Annotated in this window: 32 protein-coding genes and 1 pseudogene; 25 read left to right on the top strand and 8 right to left on the bottom strand. The window is 34.0% G+C overall.

The annotated features are described in order from the left end of the window. Positions 1–149 precede the first annotated feature (149 nt). A complete protein-coding gene (locus ACYQ1E_RS14080; RefSeq protein WP_459880664.1) occupies positions 150–389 on the top strand; it encodes a DUF4160 domain-containing protein in 240 nt (79 codons plus the stop codon). Next, positions 361–621 (top strand): DUF2442 domain-containing protein, encoded by a 261-nt coding sequence (locus ACYQ1E_RS14075; RefSeq protein WP_459880661.1) that lies wholly within the window; start codon positions 361–363, stop codon positions 619–621. Before ACYQ1E_RS14080 ends, ACYQ1E_RS14075 begins: the two co-directional genes overlap by 29 nt. Before the next feature lie 333 nt (positions 622–954). Here the strand turns inward: ACYQ1E_RS14075 and ACYQ1E_RS14070 are convergent, their stop codons facing one another. Together ACYQ1E_RS14070 and ACYQ1E_RS14065 are read right to left on the bottom strand one after the other, a co-directional pair. Then, positions 955–2,034 (bottom strand): IS91 family transposase, encoded by a 1,080-nt coding sequence (locus tag ACYQ1E_RS14070; protein ID WP_459874725.1) that lies wholly within the window; start codon positions 2,032–2,034, stop codon positions 955–957. Continuing rightward, on the bottom strand, positions 2,031–2,945 hold the full coding sequence (locus ACYQ1E_RS14065) for a tyrosine-type recombinase/integrase (RefSeq protein WP_459874719.1): 915 nt from the start codon (positions 2,943–2,945) through the stop codon (positions 2,031–2,033). Before ACYQ1E_RS14065 ends, ACYQ1E_RS14070 begins: the two co-directional genes overlap by 4 nt. Before the next feature lie 261 nt (positions 2,946–3,206). On the opposite strand from ACYQ1E_RS14065, the gene ACYQ1E_RS14060 reads away from it, so the two are divergent. From ACYQ1E_RS14060 to ACYQ1E_RS14005, 12 genes and pseudogenes are all read left to right on the top strand, one after another. Next, complete coding sequence (locus ACYQ1E_RS14060) at positions 3,207–3,386, top strand: hypothetical protein (protein ID WP_027354845.1); 180 nt, start codon at positions 3,207–3,209, stop codon at positions 3,384–3,386. Next, positions 3,379–3,795 carry a type II toxin-antitoxin system VapC family toxin gene (locus ACYQ1E_RS14055; protein ID WP_027354846.1) on the top strand — a complete coding sequence of 139 codons (417 nt, stop codon included), beginning with the start codon at positions 3,379–3,381 and terminating at the stop codon, positions 3,793–3,795. Before ACYQ1E_RS14060 ends, ACYQ1E_RS14055 begins: the two co-directional genes overlap by 8 nt. Positions 3,796–3,918: 123 nt before the next feature. After that, entirely contained in the window at positions 3,919–4,395 is a 477-nt protein-coding gene (locus tag ACYQ1E_RS14050; protein ID WP_459880658.1) for a hypothetical protein, read from the top strand. A gap of 14 nt (positions 4,396–4,409) precedes the next feature. Continuing rightward, the gene (locus ACYQ1E_RS14045; RefSeq protein WP_459880655.1) at positions 4,410–4,580 is read left to right on the top strand and encodes a hypothetical protein; all 171 of its coding nucleotides are present in this window, start codon (positions 4,410–4,412) and stop codon (positions 4,578–4,580) included. 21 nt (positions 4,581–4,601) lie between these two features. Continuing rightward, the gene (locus ACYQ1E_RS14040) at positions 4,602–4,772 is read left to right on the top strand and encodes a hypothetical protein (protein WP_459880652.1); all 171 of its coding nucleotides are present in this window, start codon (positions 4,602–4,604) and stop codon (positions 4,770–4,772) included. An 87-nt stretch (positions 4,773–4,859) separates the two neighbouring features. Next, a complete protein-coding gene (locus tag ACYQ1E_RS14035; protein WP_459880649.1) occupies positions 4,860–5,300 on the top strand; it encodes a PIN domain protein in 441 nt (146 codons plus the stop codon). After that, complete coding sequence (locus ACYQ1E_RS14030) at positions 5,297–5,539, top strand: hypothetical protein (protein WP_459880647.1); 243 nt, start codon at positions 5,297–5,299, stop codon at positions 5,537–5,539. Before ACYQ1E_RS14035 ends, ACYQ1E_RS14030 begins: the two co-directional genes overlap by 4 nt. 122 nt (positions 5,540–5,661) lie before the next feature. Further along, positions 5,662–5,973: a BrnT family toxin gene (locus ACYQ1E_RS14025; protein ID WP_459880622.1), complete on the top strand. Its 312-nt coding sequence runs from the start codon at positions 5,662–5,664 to the stop codon at positions 5,971–5,973. Beyond that, positions 5,970–6,275, top strand: coding sequence for a BrnA antitoxin family protein (locus ACYQ1E_RS14020; protein WP_459880619.1), 306 nt, complete (start codon positions 5,970–5,972; stop codon positions 6,273–6,275). Before ACYQ1E_RS14025 ends, ACYQ1E_RS14020 begins: the two co-directional genes overlap by 4 nt. Before the next feature lie 86 nt (positions 6,276–6,361). Then, positions 6,362–6,616: a nucleotidyltransferase family protein gene (locus ACYQ1E_RS14015; RefSeq protein ID WP_459880644.1), complete on the top strand. Its 255-nt coding sequence runs from the start codon at positions 6,362–6,364 to the stop codon at positions 6,614–6,616. Then, positions 6,586–6,708, top strand: a pseudogene (locus tag ACYQ1E_RS14010) (tyrosine-type recombinase/integrase); the annotation flags it as partial. The gene ACYQ1E_RS14015 and the pseudogene ACYQ1E_RS14010, both read left to right, overlap by 31 nt. Before the next feature lie 155 nt (positions 6,709–6,863). Then, positions 6,864–7,073 (top strand): HepT-like ribonuclease domain-containing protein, encoded by a 210-nt coding sequence (locus tag ACYQ1E_RS14005; protein WP_459880641.1) that lies wholly within the window; start codon positions 6,864–6,866, stop codon positions 7,071–7,073. Between the two features lie 347 nt (positions 7,074–7,420). Here ACYQ1E_RS14005 and ACYQ1E_RS14000 read toward each other — a convergent pair whose 3' ends face one another. Then, positions 7,421–8,500, bottom strand: coding sequence for an IS91 family transposase (locus ACYQ1E_RS14000; RefSeq protein WP_459874725.1), 1,080 nt, complete (start codon positions 8,498–8,500; stop codon positions 7,421–7,423). Beyond that, on the bottom strand, positions 8,497–9,411 hold the full coding sequence (locus ACYQ1E_RS13995) for a tyrosine-type recombinase/integrase (RefSeq protein WP_459874719.1): 915 nt from the start codon (positions 9,409–9,411) through the stop codon (positions 8,497–8,499). The genes ACYQ1E_RS14000 and ACYQ1E_RS13995 overlap by 4 nt, the downstream gene beginning before the upstream one ends. Positions 9,412–9,629: 218 nt before the next feature. On the opposite strand from ACYQ1E_RS13995, the gene ACYQ1E_RS13990 reads away from it, so the two are divergent. Then, on the top strand, positions 9,630–9,824 hold the full coding sequence (locus ACYQ1E_RS13990) for a hypothetical protein (RefSeq protein WP_459880638.1): 195 nt from the start codon (positions 9,630–9,632) through the stop codon (positions 9,822–9,824). Next, complete coding sequence (locus tag ACYQ1E_RS13985; RefSeq protein ID WP_459880635.1) at positions 9,817–10,071, top strand: type II toxin-antitoxin system RelE family toxin; 255 nt, start codon at positions 9,817–9,819, stop codon at positions 10,069–10,071. Before ACYQ1E_RS13990 ends, ACYQ1E_RS13985 begins: the two co-directional genes overlap by 8 nt. Before the next feature lie 760 nt (positions 10,072–10,831). Here ACYQ1E_RS13985 and ACYQ1E_RS13980 read toward each other — a convergent pair. Both ACYQ1E_RS13980 and ACYQ1E_RS13975 read right to left on the bottom strand, forming a co-directional pair. Further along, positions 10,832–12,493, bottom strand: coding sequence for an IS1634 family transposase (locus ACYQ1E_RS13980; RefSeq protein WP_459874985.1), 1,662 nt, complete (start codon positions 12,491–12,493; stop codon positions 10,832–10,834). Positions 12,494–13,749: 1,256 nt separating this feature from the next. Then, complete coding sequence (locus ACYQ1E_RS13975) at positions 13,750–15,042, bottom strand: IS1380 family transposase (RefSeq protein WP_459874805.1); 1,293 nt, start codon at positions 15,040–15,042, stop codon at positions 13,750–13,752. A 383-nt stretch (positions 15,043–15,425) separates the two neighbouring features. Between ACYQ1E_RS13975 and ACYQ1E_RS13970 the strand changes: the two genes are divergently transcribed. The 3 genes from ACYQ1E_RS13970 to ACYQ1E_RS13960 all read left to right on the top strand — a co-directional run bounded on the left by ACYQ1E_RS13970 (position 15,426) and on the right by ACYQ1E_RS13960 (position 16,907). Then, positions 15,426–15,773, top strand: coding sequence for a hypothetical protein (locus ACYQ1E_RS13970; RefSeq protein ID WP_459880627.1), 348 nt, complete (start codon positions 15,426–15,428; stop codon positions 15,771–15,773). 20 nt (positions 15,774–15,793) lie between these two features. Then, entirely contained in the window at positions 15,794–16,150 is a 357-nt protein-coding gene (locus ACYQ1E_RS13965; protein ID WP_459880624.1) for a hypothetical protein, read from the top strand. Positions 16,151–16,718: 568 nt separating this feature from the next. Continuing rightward, entirely contained in the window at positions 16,719–16,907 is a 189-nt protein-coding gene (locus ACYQ1E_RS13960; RefSeq protein ID WP_459881800.1) for a HepT-like ribonuclease domain-containing protein, read from the top strand. Positions 16,908–17,306: 399 nt separating this feature from the next. Here the strand turns inward: ACYQ1E_RS13960 and ACYQ1E_RS13955 are convergent, their stop codons facing one another. Next, positions 17,307–18,386, bottom strand: coding sequence for an IS91 family transposase (locus ACYQ1E_RS13955; RefSeq protein ID WP_459874725.1), 1,080 nt, complete (start codon positions 18,384–18,386; stop codon positions 17,307–17,309). Next, positions 18,383–19,297 carry a tyrosine-type recombinase/integrase gene (locus ACYQ1E_RS13950; RefSeq protein WP_459874719.1) on the bottom strand — a complete coding sequence of 305 codons (915 nt, stop codon included), beginning with the start codon at positions 19,295–19,297 and terminating at the stop codon, positions 18,383–18,385. The genes ACYQ1E_RS13955 and ACYQ1E_RS13950 overlap by 4 nt, the downstream gene beginning before the upstream one ends. A 348-nt stretch (positions 19,298–19,645) precedes the next feature. On the opposite strand from ACYQ1E_RS13950, the gene ACYQ1E_RS13945 reads away from it, so the two are divergent. The 6 genes from ACYQ1E_RS13945 (at position 19,646) to ACYQ1E_RS13920 (ending at position 23,414) form a co-directional block, all read left to right on the top strand. Beyond that, positions 19,646–19,894: a ribbon-helix-helix protein, CopG family gene (locus ACYQ1E_RS13945; protein ID WP_459880632.1), complete on the top strand. Its 249-nt coding sequence runs from the start codon at positions 19,646–19,648 to the stop codon at positions 19,892–19,894. Then, complete coding sequence (locus ACYQ1E_RS13940) at positions 19,887–20,303, top strand: putative toxin-antitoxin system toxin component, PIN family (RefSeq protein WP_459880630.1); 417 nt, start codon at positions 19,887–19,889, stop codon at positions 20,301–20,303. Before ACYQ1E_RS13945 ends, ACYQ1E_RS13940 begins: the two co-directional genes overlap by 8 nt. A gap of 902 nt (positions 20,304–21,205) precedes the next feature. After that, a complete protein-coding gene (locus tag ACYQ1E_RS13935; protein ID WP_459880627.1) occupies positions 21,206–21,553 on the top strand; it encodes a hypothetical protein in 348 nt (115 codons plus the stop codon). Positions 21,554–21,573: 20 nt separating this feature from the next. Beyond that, complete coding sequence (locus ACYQ1E_RS13930; protein ID WP_459880624.1) at positions 21,574–21,930, top strand: hypothetical protein; 357 nt, start codon at positions 21,574–21,576, stop codon at positions 21,928–21,930. Between the two features lie 870 nt (positions 21,931–22,800). After that, positions 22,801–23,112 (top strand): BrnT family toxin, encoded by a 312-nt coding sequence (locus ACYQ1E_RS13925; protein WP_459880622.1) that lies wholly within the window; start codon positions 22,801–22,803, stop codon positions 23,110–23,112. Continuing rightward, positions 23,109–23,414, top strand: a complete 306-nt coding sequence (locus ACYQ1E_RS13920) for a BrnA antitoxin family protein (protein ID WP_459880619.1) — start codon at positions 23,109–23,111, stop codon at positions 23,412–23,414. The genes ACYQ1E_RS13925 and ACYQ1E_RS13920 overlap by 4 nt, the downstream gene beginning before the upstream one ends. Positions 23,415–23,499: the final 85 nt, after the last annotated feature.

Genomic DNA, 23,499 nt, shown 5'->3' with positions numbered 1-23,499 from the left:
AAATTATGGTTATAAAAATTATAGAGACACGGGGTTATATGGAAGCATGAATACAAAATGGCAAGAGGTTGAAATGACAGGGAATAATATTTTTATAATTTATGGTGATAATTACGAATCAATATAACTTATGGTAAGGCGTATAAAAAATGAGCCCGACAGTTTTTAGGCAAGATGGATATCGGTTTTTCTTCTTCTCTCGTGAAGAGCCACGGATGCATATTCATGTATATTGTGCAGATGGTGAAGCTAAATTTTGGTTAGAACCACAAATAGAATTAGCAAGAAATTATGGATTATCAAGAAAACAGCTTAAAGAAATAGAAAAAATAATAGAAGAACATAATGAGGAAATTAAAAATGCATGGAAAAAAGTTTTCGGATGTTGAGATTACAAATATATCGACTCACGGAATATGGATATTAGTTGATAACAAAGAATATTTTTTATCTTATGAAGATTTTCCTTGGTTTAAGGAAGTTTCTATTAGCAAAATTTTAAATGTAGAACAACCTTATCCTGGTCATCTTTATTGGCCAGAGATAGATGTAGATTTAAGTATAGATATAATAGAACATCCTGAAAGATTTATATTAAAAGCAGAAAATATTAACGCCTAACGAATAAGGTTAGATTGTGAGAGCGAGCGTAAGAGAGCGAACCACAATCTGAACCGTTTGTTGGACAAGCCCGGTTAAATATAGAAAATATCTTTTTGTGGCTATGGAGTGTTGATCAAGGAAAGTGGTGGTAAGGGGCATTGGTTGGATTAACCAATGCTATGGGAAGTTGATTTGTTGTTGCGATTGTCATTTTTTTTAATATCCAGGCAATTTTCAGGTAAAAAATTCTGTTTTTAGGGTATAACTATCCTTTGCCGGGGATTTTAAAAGATCTCCGGTTTTTTGAATCATATATGGTTTGAGCTTACATAATCATCCTCCCAGCCCCTTTCATGTACAATAACCAGGTTGCGATGGTAATAATCCAGGTATCATTGTTTTTATAATCTTCATGCTATTTCCACAGAGGGGGCAGACTATTGACGGTTTTGGTTTTCGTTTCCATTTGGTGAATGGATTAATACGGAGTATCAACTGTAAAAAACAGATTAATTTCTTGCTGCATGAGTGAAGAAAGCCATAACTTCTGCTTCTTCTAAAGCCTTTAGGCAATACATGGAGCATAATGAGATAGAGGAAGTATTCACCTGAAACGGTTCTGGTTTTATATTGCCTGGTTTTGGCATGGAAGTATCTGAAGGTGACCTTTCCGTTTTTGCATTTTAAGATGTCCTTTTCCCGAATAACTCCTCTGTAAAGATAATTGCCAAGATAGACAATGGCCTTTTCAGCGTTTCCGACGTTTTTACAGTGGACGATCCATTTTTTGGAGCAATTTTTGGGGAGTCTAAGTTTTGCATCTACAATGGCGTGCAGGAGTTTAGCCCTAAACACGGTTCCAAGAGCCTTTTGGTTAAAGAGGTATTTAGTGGATTTTGTTCGCCACAGCCCTGTTTTTGTATTGATGCTGGCTGCAGGCATGATTACATGGATGTGGGGATGATAGTTAAGGTTGCGGGAATGGGTATGAAGTACGGCAATAAAGCCTGCTGCACCGCCAAGTTTTTTATCGTTTTTTACAAAAGTCTTCAAGGTTTCCTGGACAGATTCAAACATCAGGGAATAGAAGGTTTTTTGATTTTTCCATGCCAGGTTTCTGAGCTGAGTGGGAAGAGTAAATGTAATCAGCCAGTAAGTAGCGGGAAGTTTTTTGCTCAACTGATTTTCTATCCATTGCTGGTTTTCATGGTTCTGGCAGTGAGGACAACTTCTGTGTCCACATGAATGTGGAATATAAACGGTGTGGGAGCAGTTATCATTTGAGCACCGTGCTAACATGAGAGGGCCATGTTTATCCCTGCAATGTTCCATGACATGTAGGGCCTTTTTATGGGCCGGCAGGACGAAATTTTTATACTTTACAAAAAAAGAATCTTTGAATTGGGTTATGATAGAAGAAAGGTAAATCATTGCACATCTCCCCATCTGATTTCAAGGTGATTGCTGAGGAAGTTTGCAGCCTTTTGAGCATTGGTTCCGGTTTTGTTGGTAAGGTGTGTGTATTTTGAGGTTGTGAGGATGCTGACATGCCCCAGGATTTTCTGTAATTCTACAAGGTCAACTCCGGCCTCCAGCATATGTGTCGCATAACTGTGGCGAAGAGAGTGACATGAAATTTTTTTTCTAATTTCTAGTTCTGTGACAACTACTTTCATGGCAGTCTGGATGCCACTTCTATCCAGTGGTTTGTCAACAAGATGGGCGTTTTTACGACCTCTTTTGCGATTTGGGAATATAAAGCGTGGATGTTTGTGAACTCTCCAAAAATTTCTGAGTACCTGTAAGGTTTTCCGTGGCAATGGGACTAATCTATCTTTTCTGCCCTTGGCATCACGAATATGAACCCTCATGTTTGTATAGTCGATATCTCCGAGGTGAAGCTCAATTCCCTCACCCAACCGCAATCCCAATGAATAGAGTGTGAAAAAGAAAACTTTGTAACTCAAACTTCTGGTAGCTGTTATTAATCGTTGAAGTTCTTCTATAGTCAGAATATCAGGAATTCTGGATGTTTTTGGCGGTTTAATCAAAGGGATATTTTCCCATGTTTTTTTCAGCACATAGGAATAAAAAAATTTGAGACCATAGAGATCGAGCTTGACGGCACTCCAGGAGTGGCTTGCCCGAAGATCGTTGAAGTAATCCAGAAGCTGGTCAGAGGATAGGTCGGATATTTTACAATCAAAGTAATTTCCGATTCGCCTAAGTGCCCTAGAATATGCCTCAATTGTTTTTGGCTGAAATCCGCTTAATTTCAGTAACTTAACATGTTTTTGATAATAAGCATTGAATTTGGGGTCAGTGGGCATGTTTGTGTTCATTATAACCTCCTAATTTAAGAGCCTCTTCTTGGCTCAATACTAGCTAACCTTTTATCACATAAACTTTATATTGCAATCATTAATTATCCGAAGTATAATTACCTAAAATTGCTTGCCGCTTTAGCGGCTTCGTCCAACAAATGGGTGCACCTGACCGCCATTTCGGTGGCGCTTCATGGCGGCAGGTGACCCCGGGTGTTAGCGTATAAGGATATATAATTTAGACTATTTTTTTAATAAAGTTAAAAAAGGGTAAAATAAATGGAATTAAAAGAAAAAATAAAAAAAGAAATTGACTCTATCCCAGAAGAATATTTATTTCAGTTAGAAAAATATATTAAAATTTTAAAAAATAACATTCAAAAGGAAAAACGAATAAAAACTCTTCATTTACAAGGAAAATTTGACAAAGTAAACATAAGAAAAATGGCATATGAGTAATTCTATATTAATAGACACAAATGTTCTTATTTACGCAGTTGATGCTGATTCTCAGTTTCATAACCGAGCATGGAATATTTTATTAGATCCAGAAGTAAGACTTTTTACAACATCAAAGAATATTTCTGAATTTTTAGTAGTCTTGACAAGAAATGTAGAGATAGGATTATCAACAGGTGAATGTTTGGAGATATTAAAAGAATTATTAAGAGATATTGTTGTGCTTTATCCCACCCCGAAATCATTTAAAATCTTTGAGGAATTAATTCAAAAATATAATCCTCGTGGTTTATGGATACATGATGTGGAAATAGCTAGTATTGGCATTTCATATGGTGTTTCAACTATAGTTACGAGAAATGTTTCTGATTTTAGACGAATAAAGGAAATAAGTATAAAAGAAATATAATCATTACAAACGGTTACGCTAACAAGGCGCTCCAGTGGACTCGCAACCCGCCTGCGGCGGTTGCTCGCCACTGAGCTTTGCGTTGGGCTTTAACAGATTGCTAAATTTTCAAAAAGGAGAGAAATGCGAAAAACTGTTTGGGATTCTATGTTAGATGCGGACCTAAATGAACGATATTGGACATATCTAGCTAAGCGATATCATGACAGAGATAAATGGGCTAAGATATTCCTAGCAATAATGACATCAGGTACTGTTGCAAGTTGGGGATTTTGGAGTCAAATAGAAATATTGTGGAAAATTTTATCTGCTATATCTGCACTGTTGGCTATAGCTCTACCTATCTTGAATTGGCCTAAGATGGTTGAGAGTATGATAGACTTAAAGCAAAAATGGTTTCAGATAAAGTCTGATTATGAAATCCTTTGGCTTGAGATCAAAGATGGAATTAATGATGAAAATAAAGTAAAAAAAGAATTAAAAAAATTGAAAGAGAAAGAAGCCAGAATAAGCCAAAAAGAAGCAAATCTTCCAAATGACAAAAAGCTGTTACAACGATGCAGGAACGAGGTATTAAAGTCAAGGGGATTATTGTCATAGAATAACAAGAGAGAGTGTTTACATTTAGATGGAAATATAATATAAAATTACAAAATGATGCGAGGGAGAAAAAGGAAGAAATGGTTCATGCAGCAATGAAATTATGGCATGCATTACCTGATCCTGAAATTTTTGCCCAATATCAGCAAAGATTTTTATCTATGTTTACACTCTCACATTTTTAAATGCAAACAAAGGTGATAAATATGTCTGATGAAAACAAGAAAAAAATACCTGCTGAGAAACCGATAAAGGATATAGCAAAGAAAAAAGTTCCGCCGTCAGATAAAGAATATATTATTGAAAAAATGGAGAGGCCAGAGCCTTGGCCTGATCCACCACCAGAAAAGGAAGGGAATAGAAAAGAAAAGGAATAATTTCCCTAGCCCAACAAGTCGGTTCAGCGGACTCGCTAACCGCTCGCCGCTGACCTCTAACGTTCGGCGTAAAAATTGAGAGATGGAATGAAAATTAAATTATATTTGGATAATTGTTGTTTCAATCGGCCATTCGATGATCAATCTCAAATCAGGATTCGACTTGAAGCCGAGGCCAAGCTAAAAATCCAGGAAGAAATTAGAGCAGGAACATTTCAGCTGATATGGTCATATATTTTAGATTATGAAAATAATAAAAATCCTTTTATAGAAAGAAAGCAGCGAATAAAGAAATGGAAAAGTTATGCTATAGAGTATATAGAAGAAAGTCCCGAACTTATTGAAACTGCAAAGGAATTGAATAAGAAAGGATTCCATAAGATTGATTCATTGCATATAGCTTGTGCTATTATTTCAAAAAGTGAATATTTTTTAACTACCGATGATCAAATTTTGAAGCGGGCAAGATTATTAAATGATATCAAGATAAATGATCCAATTGGTTTTATAAAGGAAGTATTATCATGATTACCGATACAGAAATTAAGTTAAAAGGTATGCAAATTCTTGCAGAACATCTTGGTGATGTAGAAGCAGAGAGATTTATTGCTCTTATTCAAAGAGAGCCATTTGATTATACCAAATGGCGACAAGGGTTAGATGAGTCTCTAAGCATAGAGAGCATTAGTCAAAGGGCAATGGAATTAAGGAGAAAGGAAATCGCCGAACAAGGCGCTCAAGCTGACCGCCAACCCGCTGCGCCTTAGGCTTGCGGTTGGCGGCAGCTTAGCTTTAACGTTGGGCTAATCAATCCGCGCTATTTAAAATCTGAACGCAGAAGGATTTTTTTTAGCTTGATTTATGTATATTTCTCATATATACTAACGGTATGGATAAAAAATTCAAACAGTTACTTTTGGAATGTACAGGCTTTGAATGGGATGAAGGAAATAAAGATAAAAATTGGATAAAACATAAAGTAAGTAACAGCGAATGTGAACAAATCTTCTTTAATCAACCTCTTATTATCAATTTTGATGAAAAACATTCGGACACGGAAACTCGTTTTTATGCTCTAGGGCATACTGATTTAAATAGAAAATTATTTATTGTGTTTACTATAAGGAACAAAAAGATACGAGTTATCTCAGCCAGAGATATGAGCAAAAAAGAAAGAAAAATATATGAGGCAACGATATGAAAAAAAAGAAGATACCAAAATTTAAAAATGAAACTCAAGAAAGAGAATTTTGGCATTTACACGATTCAACTGAATATATAGATTGGGACAATGCTGAAAAGATGATTTTGCCTAAGCTCAAACCATCTTTAAAGACCATTTCCCTTAGATTGCCAGAAGATTTATTAAATGAATTAAAGTTATTGGCTAATAAAAAAGATGTTCCATATCAATCTTTATTAAAAATATTTTTGTCAGAAAGAGTGCAGGCAGAGCTTAGGAAGTTACATATGAAAAATAAACAAGAAATAGCCCAACAATAGGGTCCACTTGACCGCCATTTCGCTGCGGCCTTCGGCCTTGCTCCATGTCGGCAAGTGACCCTAGACGTTAGCCCTAAATAAAAGTGATGAATAGAGAAGTAATAATAAAAGAATTACAGAAAATAAAAGAAAAATATAAAGATAAAATTACTAAGATAGGTATATTTGGCTCTGTAGTAAGAAATGAATATAATCAAGAAAGTGATATAGATGTAGTTGTAGAACAGAAATATCCAGATTTGTTTTTATTAGGTAGAATAAAGATAGAATTGGAAGAAAAATTTAATAATCATTTTGATATTATAAGAGTTACAAAATACGAACAGTTCAGGACCTTTTAGGTCATGCAGATGTTTCTACCACAATGATATATACCCATGATATAAAGCCATCTATGAAAAAAAGAATAGAAAGAGATTTTATTTATGTATAATGATACGGAATTGATAATAGAAATCTTACAGTAAATAAATAATGCATTAGAAGTTATTCTATATCGTTTTGCACCAGTAAGAAAAGTATTAGATTTTACCAATTCATTAGGAGGTATGGAGAAATTGGATTCAATATGTATATAACTTATATCAATTGGAAAAACTGTTAAAAAAAATAGATAAACTTATAGAAGGGAAATTATTTTCTAAATATCCCTCTATTGATTGGAAAGAGATAAAAGGAATGAGAGATATAATAAGTCATCATTATTTTGATGTTGATGCAGAGATAATTTATGAAGAATGCAAGAATAAAATACCAGAGCTTAAAGATACAAGAGAAGAGATTTTAAAAGACATATAAAATCAAAGGGCTAACGAATAAGGTTAGATTGTGAGAGCGAGCGTAAGAGAGCGAACCACAATCTGAACCGTTTGTTGGACAAGCCCGGTTAAATATAGAAAATATCTTTTTGTGGCTATGGAGTGTTGATCAAGGAAAGTGGTGGTAAGGGGCATTGGTTGGATTAACCAATGCTATGGGAAGTTGATTTGTTGTTGCGATTGTCATTTTTTTTAATATCCAGGCAATTTTCAGGTAAAAAATTCTGTTTTTAGGGTATAACTATCCTTTGCCGGGGATTTTAAAAGATCTCCGGTTTTTTGAATCATATATGGTTTGAGCTTACATAATCATCCTCCCAGCCCCTTTCATGTACAATAACCAGGTTGCGATGGTAATAATCCAGGTATCATTGTTTTTATAATCTTCATGCTATTTCCACAGAGGGGGCAGACTATTGACGGTTTTGGTTTTCGTTTCCATTTGGTGAATGGATTAATACGGAGTATCAACTGTAAAAAACAGATTAATTTCTTGCTGCATGAGTGAAGAAAGCCATAACTTCTGCTTCTTCTAAAGCCTTTAGGCAATACATGGAGCATAATGAGATAGAGGAAGTATTCACCTGAAACGGTTCTGGTTTTATATTGCCTGGTTTTGGCATGGAAGTATCTGAAGGTGACCTTTCCGTTTTTGCATTTTAAGATGTCCTTTTCCCGAATAACTCCTCTGTAAAGATAATTGCCAAGATAGACAATGGCCTTTTCAGCGTTTCCGACGTTTTTACAGTGGACGATCCATTTTTTGGAGCAATTTTTGGGGAGTCTAAGTTTTGCATCTACAATGGCGTGCAGGAGTTTAGCCCTAAACACGGTTCCAAGAGCCTTTTGGTTAAAGAGGTATTTAGTGGATTTTGTTCGCCACAGCCCTGTTTTTGTATTGATGCTGGCTGCAGGCATGATTACATGGATGTGGGGATGATAGTTAAGGTTGCGGGAATGGGTATGAAGTACGGCAATAAAGCCTGCTGCACCGCCAAGTTTTTTATCGTTTTTTACAAAAGTCTTCAAGGTTTCCTGGACAGATTCAAACATCAGGGAATAGAAGGTTTTTTGATTTTTCCATGCCAGGTTTCTGAGCTGAGTGGGAAGAGTAAATGTAATCAGCCAGTAAGTAGCGGGAAGTTTTTTGCTCAACTGATTTTCTATCCATTGCTGGTTTTCATGGTTCTGGCAGTGAGGACAACTTCTGTGTCCACATGAATGTGGAATATAAACGGTGTGGGAGCAGTTATCATTTGAGCACCGTGCTAACATGAGAGGGCCATGTTTATCCCTGCAATGTTCCATGACATGTAGGGCCTTTTTATGGGCCGGCAGGACGAAATTTTTATACTTTACAAAAAAAGAATCTTTGAATTGGGTTATGATAGAAGAAAGGTAAATCATTGCACATCTCCCCATCTGATTTCAAGGTGATTGCTGAGGAAGTTTGCAGCCTTTTGAGCATTGGTTCCGGTTTTGTTGGTAAGGTGTGTGTATTTTGAGGTTGTGAGGATGCTGACATGCCCCAGGATTTTCTGTAATTCTACAAGGTCAACTCCGGCCTCCAGCATATGTGTCGCATAACTGTGGCGAAGAGAGTGACATGAAATTTTTTTTCTAATTTCTAGTTCTGTGACAACTACTTTCATGGCAGTCTGGATGCCACTTCTATCCAGTGGTTTGTCAACAAGATGGGCGTTTTTACGACCTCTTTTGCGATTTGGGAATATAAAGCGTGGATGTTTGTGAACTCTCCAAAAATTTCTGAGTACCTGTAAGGTTTTCCGTGGCAATGGGACTAATCTATCTTTTCTGCCCTTGGCATCACGAATATGAACCCTCATGTTTGTATAGTCGATATCTCCGAGGTGAAGCTCAATTCCCTCACCCAACCGCAATCCCAATGAATAGAGTGTGAAAAAGAAAACTTTGTAACTCAAACTTCTGGTAGCTGTTATTAATCGTTGAAGTTCTTCTATAGTCAGAATATCAGGAATTCTGGATGTTTTTGGCGGTTTAATCAAAGGGATATTTTCCCATGTTTTTTTCAGCACATAGGAATAAAAAAATTTGAGACCATAGAGATCGAGCTTGACGGCACTCCAGGAGTGGCTTGCCCGAAGATCGTTGAAGTAATCCAGAAGCTGGTCAGAGGATAGGTCGGATATTTTACAATCAAAGTAATTTCCGATTCGCCTAAGTGCCCTAGAATATGCCTCAATTGTTTTTGGCTGAAATCCGCTTAATTTCAGTAACTTAACATGTTTTTGATAATAAGCATTGAATTTGGGGTCAGTGGGCATGTTTGTGTTCATTATAACCTCCTAATTTAAGAGCCTCTTCTTGGCTCAATACTAGCTAACCTTTTATCACATAAACTTTATATTGCAATCATTAATTATCCGAAGTATAATTACCTAAAATTGCTTGCCGCTTTAGCGGCTTCGTCCAACAAGTCGGTTCAGCGGACTCGCTACCCGCTCGCCGCTGACCTCTAACGTTCGGCGCATAATAAAACGATAAGGATATAGAGATGAATACAACTGAACTAGAAATATTGCAAAAACTAGATAAAAATGATCAAGAAAAAGTTATGTATTTTTTGAAATTATTACTTAATCAAGCAAAATATAAAAAATTAAAGGATGAAATATTATCCCGAAAAAATGAAATAAAGCATGGAGAAGTTTTTGAACATGATGAAATATGGAAAGAATTAGATGTTTAAAATAATCTATGCAAAAAGTGTATTGAAAGATTTAAGGAAAATATCTAAAAAGAATCTGCCAAAAATAAAAATGGGAATAGAAGAATTAAAAAATTTTCCTAATATTTCCCAGATTAAACATTTAAGAAATCATCCTTTAGCAGATTATAGATTAAGAATAGGAAATTACAGAGTATTATTTGATATAGATTGGGATAAAAAAGAGATTTATATATTGAAAATAGGTCATAGAAGGGATGTATATTAAATAGGCTTTCGCCGAACAAGTCGCTCAAGCTGACCGCTATTTCGCTGCGCTCATAGCGGCAGCTTAGCTTTGACGTTAAAAAAGAGAAAAGAGATTAGAAGGGGAGATAAAGAGTTGATGTTTTAATTAGTTATAGATAAAGAGATTATTTTGAGTTAAAGAGATAATGTTGTAGAAGAGATAAGCTCTTTTGATTATTCGTTGCATTAATAGATAATTTTGTGGTAGGATGCAAAGTAATAGAATAGATTATAAAGAGATTGAGGAAAAATATTATTTGTTGCTATATTCAATAGTTTTGTAATAAAGAGATAATTTAATAGTAGAATTATAAAAGAAAATAGAAAATAGATAATTAGTTGTATTAAAGAGATAATTTATTGCAGAATAGACAAGATTAAAAAAGAAAAAAAGTTATTTGAGTATAAAGATTATTTGTTGCCATGTCCTATAATTTTGAAAGAAAAAGATAATTAAAAATCTAGATTATAAAAGACCATTCCAAATAGATACTCAGTTGCATTAAAGAGATAATTTATTGCAGGATAGATAAAATTAAAAAGAAAAAAAGCTATTTGATTATTTTGTCTTTAAAGAGATAATTTGTTTAAAAAAGATAAGATAGAGATACATTTTGTGTTAGACAATTGAGTGATATTTAGATAAGATAGAGACCCGACTTTGATAGTTAAAAAGTTTAAAAATCAATTATATTAGCATGTTATAATTTTAAAAATGAGGGAATTTTACCTACAAACCTTTAGAGTGATGGAAAGAGATATTTTTTCATTTCCTCTTCAGACATTATGTGTTTCATATTTTTTATTTTAAAAATTTCAAACATCTTACTTGCCAATTTATTATGTTTGGTTTTGAGATAATATTTCTTACCATTTATGTCTGTTTCTATTGCATTTATCTCTTTTAAAGCATTTATTATACCAGCTGAAGTAATTACCATGTCCTGAGTTTTTTTATTGTATTTTAATCTATGTTCTATATGTTTTAATAAAAAATAGGCTAAAAACGAGACTATAATATGACCTTTTATCCTTTTAGGAGTGTAATGATAAATAGGCCTTATATTCAAATCAGTCTTTAATTCTCTAAAAGCACTTTCAACGTTATATATTTGCTTATGGATTTTTATCACTTTTAGTGCTGGCATATTAACATCTGAACACGCCAAAGTATAATATCCGTCATATTTTTTATCTTCTTCTATTTTCTTTAAATTTAATCTATATCTAACTTTGCCACCATCACAATATTTTTCTATATATTTTTCTTTACCTTTTATTTTATTTTTTTGAAGCTTTTTTATAACTTTATTAATTAATTTATCTCTTTCTTTTTTGTCTTTTAATGTCCTTTTATCTGAATATGTAGCTACTATTTTATGATTTAATTCAATCTCTTGATAACTTTTTGAAGTCTTTACCTTTCTTTTTTCTAGGACCTCAAATTCCTTATATGCATAGACTCCTTCTTTCTCATTATATGTTATAACTTCATATCCTTCTTTATCTAATATTTTATCTTGGATTTTAGTATTTTTGAACTTATATCCTACTATATATTCATATCCCCTTTTTTTAATCTCCTTTAAATTCAAAGAATTACTTATACCCCTATCGGCAACTACGATTATTTTTTCTAATTTATACTTCTTTTTTAGCCTATCAAGACTGTCCAACAACGTCTTACTTTCTGCTTTATTTCCTTCATATATATCAAAACTTATAGGAAATCCATCAGAATCTATCAATAATGAGAGAACTATCTGAACTTCATTATTTTTATGATCTTTACTTAAACCATATTTCCTTAATTCATCTTCTTTTTTACTCTCAAAATATAATGTAGTTACATCAAAAAAACATACTTTTAATTCCCTATCTATTAATTTTAAACTCCTGTGAAATAAATATTCTTCTAATTCCTCTTTGCATTCTTCTAACATATCTAAAGTTTTGTATAAATCCTGAAGAGATAATTCTTCATTAAGATATAAAAACATATCTTTATTATTAAAATACCCTAACTTAGATAACTCGCTTACTAACAATCTGTTTATCACCAAAGTAAAAACCGTTTTTACAAAATCAAAAGCAACTCTTCTTTTTTTTAATAGACTCGAAAAAAAATTACCCAATTTATATTTATTCCAGATTTCTTTAATAATAATATAAGAATAATTTTTAATACAAGCCTCTTGAGTGTTAATTTTATCAATAGAAGTAAAAACATTTTGGGCATAGAGTTCGAACAATTTTTCAAAAGCAGGAAACATAAGATGGAGCTTGTCGGCCCTACCGAGATTAGCCACGGTTTTATGTCTAACTTTATTATCTTCAGTTCTATAAGAATAAACAATGCGAACATATTCATAGCCTTTGACCTTAGAAACTTTAAGGAACATACTCCCCCCTTTAGTTAGACTGCATAGATATGTTAATAAATTCTTTATTTTTAGTCAATAAAAAAGTATTAATATTGTAAAGTTAGGACTACAAAATTTTTTGATAAAAAATATATGTAACTGATCTGATTAAACTTTTATAAAAAAATACCCCCAAATTCCACTAATTTCCTACTCTAACTGTCAAAGTCGGGAGATAATTTAATAGTAGAATTATAAAAGAAAATAGAAAATAGATAATTAGTTGTATTAAAGAGATAATTTATTGCAGAATAGACAAGATTAAAAAAGAAAAAAAGTTATTTGAGTATAAAGATTATTTGTTGCCATGTCCTATAATTTTGAAAGAAAAAGATAATTAAAAATCTAGATTATAAAAGACCATTCCAAATAGATACTCAGTTGCATTAAAGAGATAATTTATTGCAGGATAGATAAAATTAAAAAGAAAAAAAGCTATTTGATTATTTTGTCTTTAAAGAGATAATTTGTTTAAAAAAGATAAGATAGAGATACATTTTGTGTTAGACAATTGAGTGATATTTAGATAAGATAGAGATGTATAGAATGGAAGAATAAAGTAATAAAATTTTTAACAATGCGCTGCAGTGGACTCGCAACCCGCCTGCGCCTACGGCTTGGCGGTTGCTCGCCACTGAGCTTTGCGTTAGAGATAGAAGAAGAAATAAAAAATATATAGGTATGGTATTTTAATTAGGTGTAATTGAAAAGATTATTTTAAGTTAATATTATAAAAGAAATAAGCTTTTTGATAATTCATTGAATTAATAGATAATGTTGCGGTAGGAAGCAAAGTTAGAGGATATATTATAAAGAGATTGAGGAGAAAGATTATTTGTTGCCATATTCTATAATTTTTCAATAAAGAGATAATTAAAAATCTGGATTATAAAAGGTCATTGCAAATAGATAATCAGTTACATTAAAGAGATAATTTATTGCAAAATAGACAAGATTAAAAAAGCTATTTGATTATTTAGTTTTTAAAGAGACAATTTTTTTAATTAAACCTAAAATCTGCAATTACAGTTCAATCGTAAGCAACTGATTGTTCTGGACAGAGATACCTAGATATGGAGCTGTTATGTTAAAGGATATGTCTCCCTCATTGTGACTTGGAAGGCTTTTTCAGGTAGAAGCTGCGGTCAGTGGCACTCTTTACGGGTGTGTAAAGGCACACCACTGCACATGGACTTACGCAAAATCCTATTTTGGAGGATACTCTCAAAAAAAGATTAAGCAAATTGTAATGACCGGATGGAATTTTCTATCTTTATCCAACGTTCTTTGAAAAAATAATCCCTCGATAATCGAAGGAACCATTGTCGTCCCGCATGCATCAGCCGAGCTGGAACATGGATTAGAAACATGCGGATTGTGTTGGGCTCTTCTCTAAAACCATCTTCATCGTTGAGCCACATCATCCAAACCAGTAGATTGTAAGCCAGAATACAGGTCTGGAATATGGCGGAGTTGGCCCAAAAATCCTGTGTCAAAATGCTTCCAGAGGCCATCTGTCCCTTACACCACTCAATCCAGTTTTCACTGGCCCCCCGTTGGCAATAATACCTGTGGACGTCCCAGGGACTCAGGTTCATATTTGTTACATAACAAAAATAATCATACTCAGTCTTTGTAACGCTGAAAAAAAAGCAACTAAATTTGCTCTCTATTACTTGACGTACGGCCACAAACCGGCGGGGGTGTTTCCACCTCTCACATTTGTATGTGAATTCGGTCTTCTCATAGCCAGGTCTATTTTTAACCTTGTGCCATTTCTGAGCTTCTAAAAGCTGAGTGAGTCCTCGCATCTTAACCTTGATTAAGTACAAAGCATGAGCCTCTTCTAAGTAGTCTAAAAGTTCTCCATTAAAAAAGGCGGAATCTGCACGTACAATAATTTTCCAGACTCTCCTTGGAAGCTTGGCAAAGCACTCTTGCATAAACTCTACACAACCATTGGCTGAATAAGCATCTCCGGCTCTAAACCAGTTGTGAAGACATTCCCGCGTCTCAGCAATAAAGCAAAGTAGCGGATGATATCCCCTTTGTCCTGGCTTCTTGGGGTTGTAACCCTTCTCGGCACCTTCCTGTTTCCCATACACCCCACGCACTGTAGAGTCCAAATCTAAAGTGATGCGGCTAAACCATTTTTTACCCCAAACCTTTTTGCGCACTTTTGTTTCTACATCGGAGAGCTCATTGCAATGTCGGGGATTAAACAACTTAAAAACCCGATTTATGGTAGTATAGTCAGGAAACCTTTCCCATTTAAAAAGCGACCTCAATGCTAAATCAGATCTTAGGATAAATACATGGCTCATATGCTTAGCCCCAGCTAACACTGCCATCATCAAAATCATGATAATGTCGGAAACCTTATACTGTGCGGTAGCTCCCCGCTTAATAGTAATGTGTTGCTCAAGCATCTTGGGAAGCTTCAGTTTGTCAGCAAACAGGCCCAGCAATACCAGTCCGGCGTTGCCCGTAAGATTTTTTTCAGTGAACTTAACATGGAATCTACGCATAGAATCAGTGCCTCCTTCATACTTCCTATTTGAAACACTTTATACCATTAATTCACTATATTGTCAAGCTAAACATTATCTTATGATGCAAATTTTAGGTTAAATAAGATATTAATATATTTTTTTGTAGATAATTGAGTGCTATTTAGATAAGACAAAGGGTTAGAATTTAGTAACATAGTAATAAAATCTCTAACAAATTGCTCCAGTGGACTCGCAACCCGCCTGCGCCTACTGCTTGGCGGTTGCTCGCCACTGAGCTTTGCGTTAGCTGTAAAGGGGGTGATAAAATGACATAAAGCTTCTGAACAAGTTTATGTTCTTAGGGAAAAATCAGATTAAGTTAATAGGATAACTTAATAGTATAGAAGGAGGAAAGAAAGATGAAATTATTGCGGTATTTTATGATAATTTTCTTAGTATTGTTTTTATCAAGTTGCGCGGTAAGACAAGCTGATCTTACGGCAATAAGTACAAGAAATGTGAAATTAGATGGTGTTGATTTAAATTCTCTTCCAGCAAAAAGAGTAGAAGGAAAAGATTCAAATTTTGTATTTCTTTTCATACCGTTTGGATTTCCACAATTAGAGGACGCAGTAGATGATGCACTTGATAAGGGAGAAGGAGATCTGATGTTGGATGCAGTAATCTACTCTCGATCTTGGTGGTTTTTGATTGGACAAAGTATAATTGAAGTAAAAGGGACTGTAGTTAATACCCATAGTCAGTAAATTTTAAGGGAGGTATATCAATGAAAAATTTTGATATTATATTAATCTGGTCGTTAATGGTTTTCATTATATCTGGGTGTGCTGTGCGCCACGGTGATTTTACTGTTTTATCAAATAAATTAATTGATACACACAATTTTAATCTTAATGTCCAAGACAGACAAAAAGTAACAGGAGAAGATATAAACCATATAATAATATTTGTACCTACAGGGGGTCCTCCTACCTTAGAAGGTGCGATAGATGATGCACTTGATAAATCCGGGGGGGATGTACTTACTGATGCTGTTATAAAAAGTTGGTTTTTTTATATTCCATATATCTATGGGCAGTCAGGATGGAAAGTTGAAGGAACTGCTGTAAAAACACGGAAATAATCTTCAGCTAACAAGGCGCTGAAGCTGACCGCCAACCCGCTGCGCCTTAGGCTTGCGGTTGTCGGCAGCTTAGCTTTAACGTTAGCCCTAAATAAAAGTGATGAATAGAGAAGTAATAATAAAAGAATTACAGAAAATAAAAGAAAAATATAAAGATAAAATTATTAAGATAGGTATATTTGGCTCTGTCGCAAGAAATGAATATAATTAAGAAAGTGATATTATAAATATAGTTGTAGAACAGAAATATCCAGATTTGTTCTTGTTAGATAGGATAAAAATAGAATTGGAAGAAAAATTTAATAATCATTTTGATATTATAAGAGTTACAAATGATATAAAGCCATCTATGAAAAAAAGAATAGAAAGAGATTTTATTTACGTATAACGATAAGGAATTGATAATAGAAATCTTACAGCAAATAAATAATGCATTAGAAGTTATTCTATATCGTTTTGCACCAGTAAGAAAAGTATTAGATTTTACCAATTCTTTAGGAGGTATGGAGAAATTGGATTCAATATGTATATAACTTATAGTAAGTGTAGAAATTGTTAGAAAAAAAAAATAGATAAACTTATAGAAAGGAAATTATTTTCTAAATATCCCTCTATTGATTGGAAAGAGATAAAAGGAATGAGGGATATAATAAGTCATCATTATTTTGATATTGATGCAGAGATAATTTATGAAGTATGCAAAAATAAAATACCAGAGCTTAAAGATACAAGAGAAGAGATTTTAAAAGACATATAAAATTAAAGGGCTAACGAATAAGGTTAGATTGTGAGAGCGAGCGTAAGAGAGCGAACCACAATAAAACGAATAAGGTTAGATTGTGAGAGCGAGCGTAAGAGAGCGAACCACAATCTGAACCGTTTGTTGGACAAGCCCGGTTAAATATAGAAAATATCTTTTTGTGGCTATGGAGTGTTGATCAAGGAAAGTGGTGGTAAGGGGCATTGGTTGGATTAACCAATGCTATGGGAAGTTGATTTGTTGTTGCGATTGTCATTTTTTTTAATATCCAGGCAATTTTCAGGTAAAAAATTCTGTTTTTAGGGTATAACTATCCTTTGCCGGGGATTTTAAAAGATCTCCGGTTTTTTGAATCATATATGGTTTGAGCTTACATAATCATCCTCCCAGCCCCTTTCATGTACAATAACCAGGTTGCGATGGTAATAATCCAGGTATCATTGTTTTTATAATCTTCATGCTATTTCCACAGAGGGGGCAGACTATTGACGGTTTTGGTTTTCGTTTCCATTTGGTGAATGGATTAATACGGAGTATCAACTGTAAAAAACAGATTAATTTCTTGCTGCATGAGTGAAGAAAGCCATAACTTCTGCTTCTTCTAAAGCCTTTAGGCAATACATGGAGCATAATGAGATAGAGGAAGTATTCACCTGAAACGGTTCTGGTTTTATATTGCCTGGTTTTGGCATGGAAGTATCTGAAGGTGACCTTTCCGTTTTTGCATTTTAAGATGTCCTTTTCCCGAATAACTCCTCTGTAAAGATAATTGCCAAGATAGACAATGGCCTTTTCAGCGTTTCCGACGTTTTTACAGTGGACGATCCATTTTTTGGAGCAATTTTTGGGGAGTCTAAGTTTTGCATCTACAATGGCGTGCAGGAGTTTAGCCCTAAACACGGTTCCAAGAGCCTTTTGGTTAAAGAGGTATTTAGTGGATTTTGTTCGCCACAGCCCTGTTTTTGTATTGATGCTGGCTGCAGGCATGATTACATGGATGTGGGGATGATAGTTAAGGTTGCGGGAATGGGTATGAAGTACGGCAATAAAGCCTGCTGCACCGCCAAGTTTTTTATCGTTTTTTACAAAAGTCTTCAAGGTTTCCTGGACAGATTCAAACATCAGGGAATAGAAGGTTTTTTGATTTTTCCATGCCAGGTTTCTGAGCTGAGTGGGAAGAGTAAATGTAATCAGCCAGTAAGTAGCGGGAAGTTTTTTGCTCAACTGATTTTCTATCCATTGCTGGTTTTCATGGTTCTGGCAGTGAGGACAACTTCTGTGTCCACATGAATGTGGAATATAAACGGTGTGGGAGCAGTTATCATTTGAGCACCGTGCTAACATGAGAGGGCCATGTTTATCCCTGCAATGTTCCATGACATGTAGGGCCTTTTTATGGGCCGGCAGGACGAAATTTTTATACTTTACAAAAAAAGAATCTTTGAATTGGGTTATGATAGAAGAAAGGTAAATCATTGCACATCTCCCCATCTGATTTCAAGGTGATTGCTGAGGAAGTTTGCAGCCTTTTGAGCATTGGTTCCGGTTTTGTTGGTAAGGTGTGTGTATTTTGAGGTTGTGAGGATGCTGACATGCCCCAGGATTTTCTGTAATTCTACAAGGTCAACTCCGGCCTCCAGCATATGTGTCGCATAACTGTGGCGAAGAGAGTGACATGAAATTTTTTTTCTAATTTCTAGTTCTGTGACAACTACTTTCATGGCAGTCTGGATGCCACTTCTATCCAGTGGTTTGTCAACAAGATGGGCGTTTTTACGACCTCTTTTGCGATTTGGGAATATAAAGCGTGGATGTTTGTGAACTCTCCAAAAATTTCTGAGTACCTGTAAGGTTTTCCGTGGCAATGGGACTAATCTATCTTTTCTGCCCTTGGCATCACGAATATGAACCCTCATGTTTGTATAGTCGATATCTCCGAGGTGAAGCTCAATTCCCTCACCCAACCGCAATCCCAATGAATAGAGTGTGAAAAAGAAAACTTTGTAACTCAAACTTCTGGTAGCTGTTATTAATCGTTGAAGTTCTTCTATAGTCAGAATATCAGGAATTCTGGATGTTTTTGGCGGTTTAATCAAAGGGATATTTTCCCATGTTTTTTTCAGCACATAGGAATAAAAAAATTTGAGACCATAGAGATCGAGCTTGACGGCACTCCAGGAGTGGCTTGCCCGAAGATCGTTGAAGTAATCCAGAAGCTGGTCAGAGGATAGGTCGGATATTTTACAATCAAAGTAATTTCCGATTCGCCTAAGTGCCCTAGAATATGCCTCAATTGTTTTTGGCTGAAATCCGCTTAATTTCAGTAACTTAACATGTTTTTGATAATAAGCATTGAATTTGGGGTCAGTGGGCATGTTTGTGTTCATTATAACCTCCTAATTTAAGAGCCTCTTCTTGGCTCAATACTAGCTAACCTTTTATCACATAAACTTTATATTGCAATCATTAATTATCCGAAGTATAATTACCTAAAATTGCTTGCCGCTTTAGCGGCTTCGTCCAACAAATGGGTGCACTTGACCGCCATTTCGCTGCGCCCTTTGGGCTTGCTCCATGTCGGCAAGTGACCCATGACGTTAGCGCAATAAACTGATTAATTACCTTCTTTCATCGCTCCTCATACTTGACAGACTCAATTTGAGTCAATATTGTATATACGAGATAGCAAGATAAAAAATTTATTATCATTTTTCAAGTAAATAAAGGAGACCTGTATGGCAACTCAAATGATTATAAGGCTAGATCCTTTCTTAAAGGAAAAAGTCAGCAATCTAGCTAGAAAAGAAGGGAAAAATCTGAGCGAATTAGTTCGTGAACTTCTTGAAAAGTATGTCAGGGAGAGAGATATGGGAGCATATATTGACAATTTATGGGATAAAATCGGAAGAAGATTATCAGAGAAAAATATATCCCAGACAGATATTGATGGAATAATTCAAAAGGTTCGTTCATCAAATGATTAAAGTTGTTATTGATACTAATGTTTTTATTTCCTCATTTTTCGGGGGAATCCCCCGGGAAATTATAAATCTTTGGAGAGATGGGCAGATAACTATTTGTATATCACAATCAATATTAGAAGAATACATAAAGGTATTGAATCGATTAGGTATAGATAAACATGAGATTACAAAATTAACAAAATTATTTGCTGAAGGATATAACTTAATTTTTGCAGCAACTACGCCAAAAATTGAAATTGTAAAGGATGATCCGGATGATAATAAATTTATAGAATGTGCAGTAGAATTAGGATCAAAAATAATAATATCTGGAGATAAGCATTTATTGAACATAGGAAAATACATCGATATAAAGATTCTCTCCCCAAGAGAGTTTATGCATGAATTTTTTAATAAATCAAACAGATAAAAGCGCTAACAAGGCGCTGAAGCTGACCGCCAACCCGCTGCGCCCTAGGCTTGCGGTTGTCGGCAGCTTAGCTTTAACGTTAAAAAAGAGAAAAGAGATTAGAAGGGGAGATAAAGAGTTGATGTTTTAATTAGTTATAGATAAAGAGATTATTTTGAGTTAAAGAGATAATGTTGTAGAAGAGATAAGCTCTTTTGATTATTCGTTGCATTAATAGATAATTTTGTGGTAGGATGCAAAGTAATAGAATAGATTATAAAGAGATTGAGGAAAAATATTATTTGTTGCTATATTCAATAGTTTTGTAATAAAGAGATAATTTAATAGTAGAATTATAAAAGAAAATAGAAAATAGATAATTAGTTGTATTAAAGAGATAATTTATTGCAGAATAGACAAGATTAAAAAAGAAAAAAAGTTATTTGAGTATAAAGATTATTTGTTGCCATGTCCTATAATTTTGAAAGAAAAAGATAATTAAAAATCTAGATTATAAAAGACCATTCCAAATAGATACTCAGTTGCATTAAAGAGATAATTTATTGCAGGATAGATAAAATTAAAAAGAAAAAAAGCTATTTGATTATTTTGTCTTTAAAGAGATAATTTGTTTAAAAAAGATAAGATAGAGATACATTTTGTGTTAGACAATTGAGTGATATTTAGATAAGATAGAGATGTATAGAATGGAAGAATAAAGTAATAAAATTTTTAACAATGCGCTGCAGTGGACTCGCAACCCGCCTGCGCCTACGGCTTGGCGGTTGCTCGCCACTGAGCTTTGCGTTAGCTGTAAAGGGGGTGATAAAATGACATAAAGCTTCTGAACAAGTTTATGTTCTTAGGGAAAAATCAGATTAAGTTAATAGGATAACTTAATAGTATAGAAGGAGGAAAGAAAGATGAAATTATTGCGGTATTTTATGATAATTTTCTTAGTATTGTTTTTATCAAGTTGCGCGGTAAGACAAGCTGATCTTACGGCAATAAGTACAAGAAATGTGAAATTAGATGGTGTTGATTTAAATTCTCTTCCAGCAAAAAGAGTAGAAGGAAAAGATTCAAATTTTGTATTTCTTTTCATACCGTTTGGATTTCCACAATTAGAGGACGCAGTAGATGATGCACTTGATAAGGGAGAAGGAGATCTGATGTTGGATGCAGTAATCTACTCTCGATCTTGGTGGTTTTTGATTGGACAAAGTATAATTGAAGTAAAAGGGACTGTAGTTAATACCCATAGTCAGTAAATTTTAAGGGAGGTATATCAATGAAAAATTTTGATATTATATTAATCTGGTCATTAATGGTTTTCATTATATCTGGGTGTGCTGTGCGCCACGGTGATTTTACTGTTTTATCAAATAAATTAATTGATACACACAATTTTAATCTTAATGTCCAAGACAGACAAAAAGTAACAGGAGAAGATATAAACCATATAATAATATTTGTACCTACAGGGGGTCCTCCTACCTTAGAAGGTGCGATAGATGATGCACTTGATAAATCCGGGGGGGATGTACTTACTGATGCTGTTATAAAAAGTTGGTTTTTTTATATTCCATATATCTATGGGCAGTCAGGATGGAAAGTTGAAGGAACTGCTGTAAAAACACGGAAATAATCTTCAGCTAACAAGGCGCTGAAGCTGACCGCCAACCCGCTGCGCCTTAGGCTTGCGGTTGTCGGCAGCTTAGCTTTAACGTTAAAAAAAAGAAAAGAGATTATAATGGGAGATAAAGAGTTGATGTTTTGATTAGTTGTAGATGAAGAGATTATTTTGAGTTAAAGTGATAATGTTGTAAAAGAGATAAGCTCTTTTGATTATTCGTTGCATTAATAGATAATTTTGTGGTAGGATGCAAAGTAATAGAATAGATTATAAAAAGATTGAGGAAAAACATTATTTGTTGCCATATTTAATAGTTTTGTAATAAAGAGATAATTTAATAGTTGAATTATAAAAGAACATAGAAAATAGATAATTAGTTGCATGAATGAGATAATTAGTTGCAGAATAGACAAAATTAGAAAAGAAAAAAATGTTATTTGATAATAAAGATTATTTGTTGCTATGTTCTATAATTTTGAGATGAAGAGATAATTAAAAATTTGGATTATAAAATATCATTGCAAATAGATAATTAGTTGCATTAAAGAGATTATTTATTGCAGGATAGATAAAATTAAAAAAGAAAGAAGCTATTTGATTATTTTGTCTTTAAAGAGATAATTCGTTTAAAATAGATAAGATATAGATACATTTTGTGCTAGACAATTGAGTGCTATTTAGGTTAAGATAGAGATATCTATAATGGAAAAATATAGTAATAGAATTTTTAACAATGCGCTGCAGTGGACTCGCAACCCGCCTGCGGCGGTTGCTCGCCACTGAGCTTTGCGTTGGGCTAATCAATCCGCGCTATTTAAAATCTGAACGCAGAAGGATTTTTTTTAGCTTGATTTATGTATATTTCTCATATATACTAACGGTATGGATAAAAAATTCAAACAGTTACTTTTGGAATGTACAGGCTTTGAATGGGATGAAGGAAATAAAGATAAAAATTGGATAAAACATAAAGTAAGTAACAGCGAATGTGAACAAATCTTCTTTAATCAACCTCTTATTATCAATTTTGATGAAAAACATTCGGACACGGAAACTCGTTTTTATGCTCTAGGGCATACTGATTTAAATAGAAAATTATTTATTGTGTTTACTATAAGGAACAAAAAGATACGAGTTATCTCAGCCAGAGATATGAGCAAAAAAGAAAGAAAAATATATGAGGCAACGATATGAAAAAAAAGAAGATACCAAAATTTAAAAATGAAACTCAAGAAAGAGAATTTTGGCATTTACACGATTCAACTGAATATATAGATTGGGACAATGCTGAAAAGATGATTTTGCCTAAGCTCAAACCATCTTTAAAGACCATTTCCCTTAGATTGCCAGAAGATTTATTAAATGAATTAAAGTTATTGGCTAATAAAAAAGATGTTCCATATCAATCTTTATTAAAAATATTTTTGTCAGAAAGAGTGCAGGCAGAGCTTAGGAAGTTACATATGAAAAATAAACAAGAAATAGCCCAACAATAGGGTCCACTTGACCGCCATTTCGCTGCGGCCTTCGGCCTTGCTCCATGTCGGCAAGTGACCCTAGACGTTAGCGTATAAGGATATA

The organism is Desulfothermus naphthae, assembly GCF_054657475.1.
Note: the sequence above shows the minus strand (reverse complement) of the source record. Positions and strands in the feature narration are given on the sequence as shown.